Origin of the sequence: Cupriavidus sp. Met-2 (assembly GCF_049843575.1) — a bacterium.
Lineage (GTDB): Bacteria > Pseudomonadota > Gammaproteobacteria > Burkholderiales > Burkholderiaceae > Cupriavidus > Cupriavidus metallidurans.
On record NZ_JBBHZL010000042.1, the window covers coordinates 1 to 3056 of the forward strand.

The 3056-nt window shown below is 59.5% G+C and carries 3 protein-coding genes; all 3 read right to left on the reverse strand.

The genetic code is table 11. The annotated features are described in order from the left end of the window. Positions 1–98: 98 nt before the first annotated feature. The gene (locus WD006_RS29225; protein ID WP_029306659.1) at positions 99–1220 is read right to left on the reverse strand and encodes a glycosyltransferase family 2 protein; all 1122 of its coding nucleotides are present in this window, start codon (positions 1218–1220) and stop codon (positions 99–101) included. Further along, entirely contained in the window at positions 1217–1600 is a 384-nt protein-coding gene (locus tag WD006_RS29230) for a GtrA family protein (protein ID WP_008650712.1), read from the reverse strand. The genes WD006_RS29225 and WD006_RS29230 overlap by 4 nt, the downstream gene beginning before the upstream one ends. Beyond that, positions 1597–3056: glycosyltransferase family 39 protein (locus tag WD006_RS29235; RefSeq protein ID WP_060784147.1), on the reverse strand; the 1460-nt coding region annotated here is incomplete at its 5' end. The genes WD006_RS29235 and WD006_RS29230, both read right to left, overlap by 4 nt.

Here is a 3056-nt window from a genome sequence, read left to right on the forward strand (position 1 = left end):
GCGAAGAACGGAATAAGTTGAATACGAGGCTCTTTCTTTCGAAAACGTCATGATCCAGTTGCTGGCCATGTCGTGAGAGAGCATGGTACGCGGGCTGTCTACCGGCTTGGCGCAAGGGTTTTCGTGAGGATGGCATCCCGCGGAGAAGCCTCGGAGAGGCCCGGAGCTTTGCCTTCCGGGCACCCGGGTGCGTGGAAGATTGCTGCAGGCGGGGTGCCACCCCGTGTCGCTACGGCCACTTGCCCTGGCTCGGCGGTGGGGGTGCCGTGGCCGATCGGCGCCGTATAGCTTGCCACCAGATACACTGGCCGCCGCTTGACTTCATTGAACAGACGCCCAACATATTCCCCAAGCACGCCTAGGAAAACCAGTTGCAGGCCGCCCAGCAGAAGCAGGACAGTCATCATGGATGGGTAGCCGTGTACGGGGTCGCCGTAAAGCAGCGTCTTGCCAACGATGAAGGCGGCCATGCCAAATGCGGGAACGGCAACAAGCAGGCCGATCGAGGTCGCAAACTTGAGCGGCACGGTGGAAAAGGCAGTGATGCCATCCACGGCAAAACGCAACAGCTTGCGGTAGTTGAACTTGGTCTTCCCGGATGCCCGGGCGTCGCGCCGATACAAGACTGCGGTCTGCCGAAATCCGATCCAGGCATACAGCCCCTTCATGAAGCGGTGCTGCTCCCGGAGTTGTCCGAGGGCGGCAACGGCACGACGGCTCATTACGCGGAAGTCGCCGGTGTCGGCCGGAATCTCCGTATCGCTGAGCTTGCCCATCAGACGGTAAAACCAGTGCGCGGTGAACTTCTTGAGGAACGATTCGCCATCTCGGGAGGTGCGCGTGGCGTACACCACGTCGAACCCCTCTCGCCATTTCTCGATCAACGAGGGAATCAGTTCGGGCGGATCCTGCAGATCGGCGTCGATGATCACAACGGCGTCGCCGCTTGCCACGTCGAGGCCCGCCGTTAGCGCGGCTTCCTTGCCGAAGTTGCGACTCAGTTCGACAATGCCGACGCGCGCTTCGGCCGCCTTGAGATTGTGTGCAACCGCCAGTGATCGATCGCGGCTGCCGTCGTCCACGTAGATGATCTCGTAGTTCGATGCCAATCCATCCATCACGCGGAGAAGCCGAAAGTGAAATTGTGGCAGGACAGCTTCTTCATTGAAGAGCGGCACGACGACCGAGATCTTCTCTGGCAGCAGGTTGGTGGCATTCATCGCATCGCTCCATTCATGAACGTCCAATTTGCATGGATTACGTAGTTGACCAGCATGACCGAAATGGTCGACAAAACCTGTGCAACGAGGTAGTGCAGCCCCAGCGCTAGTCCTATCCACAGCAGTAGCGAATTGAGAGAAAATGCCAGAGCGCCAACTAGAATGAACCGTCCGAAGGTGGCGCGTTGTGGTTGGACTTGTGTGAACACCCATCGGCTGCTGATGAAGTAGTGCGCCAAAAGACCAACAACACTACCGGCGGCAGATGCCGGAAGCGCTGCGGCCCCGAACCTGACCAGCGCTATTAGCGTTGCATAGTGGGCGGCGGTTGCCGTAGCTCCCGCACCAAGAAACCGCACAAATCGTAACGGGACCCTCATGGCTTCTGCACCAGGACGTTGACGCCTTGTCGACCGATCACAGTTGTGTCGCCACCGAGCAGCGGTCTCAGTCGATGAAACGTCTCGTGCCGCATGACCGCGAGCTTGTGACCAGGGGTCTTCCATCGCTGCGCAAAGGCCTCTTCATTAGCAATCCACTTTCCAGGCTCGACCGAGAAGCCAAGATCTAGCTCGGATCTGGCGCCGACAATGGTAGGTAATCGCTCGGTGTAGAATGCTAGGCCTCGGTCAATTTGTCCCACGTCGAACAGTTCTGTGTCAACGCGGGACGCCGCCTTGGCTTCCAAGCCAAGTGGTTTGATGGAGAGGGATCCAAACGCCCGAGACGCCATCAAGCCAGCCTGAAGGCCGGCCAGCGTCGCCAGCGAAGCGACGGCAACCGCGCAGAGCCTGTGGCCGCGCAGGGCGATCCCAAAGGCCAGGAAGCCACCGATGACCAGAATGCCCATCGTGATGGCGCCCCAGGTATGCAATGAGGCCGGATTGCTGATATTGAGCTTCAGTACCGCATTCGACATTGTCGGATGCCATAGCAGCACGGCGATGGCAACGCCGAGCACAGGCATGGCAAGAAAGCTTGCCGCCAGTGTGGGGCGGGCTGCAGTCATGGATCTGTACGCGAGCAAGACGGCCACCGGTGGTAAGGCGGGCAGGATATAGAGCGGCAGCTTCGAGCGCGAAATCGAAAAGAAGGCAATGACAACGACTACCCACAGCGACAGAAACAGTCGTGCGTCGAAGCCAGGCGTTGCCTGTGCGCTGCGAGAGCGGAGTGCGATAGCACGGGGAATCAAGCCCATGAACGGCAGGACGCCTGCCGCACCAACGGCCAGGAAGAACCAGAATGGCTTGTCCCGCTCGTGAACCGAGGACGAGAATCTCGCGAAGTGTTCGTGGATGAAGAAGTAATTCAGAAATTCGGGGTTGCGCTGGGACACCACGACAAACCAAGGCATGGTGATGGCCACCGCAAGCAGGCTCCAGCGCCAGAATCTCGCGCTAAAAAATGCGGAAAATTGTCGAGTGACCGCCCCGTATAGCAGCAGCGTGATTCCTGGCAGTACCAGGGCAATCAGGCCTTTGGCAAGAAATGCCAGACCGACCAACAACCAGATCAGGGGGTATAAGCGAGGTTCCCGATTCTGGTAGGCCACGGCGAAAACGAGAGCGGCACTGCCGAGCAGTGCGCCGACACCAATGTCTGTTGTTGTCAGATTCGAGCCGAGAATCCAGAGGGGAGCGCCGATGAGCACCAGCGCTGAGGCGAGGCCTATGCGCGTGTCATAGAGCGATCGCGCCGCCCACCATGCGGCGAGTGCGCCCAGCAGTCCCACAAGCGCACTCCAGATCCTTGCTGTCCACTCGGACGGCCCGAAGAGCGTATAGGCGCTGGCGGTCGCCCAATACTGCAGGGGCGGCTTGTCGAAGAACTTGA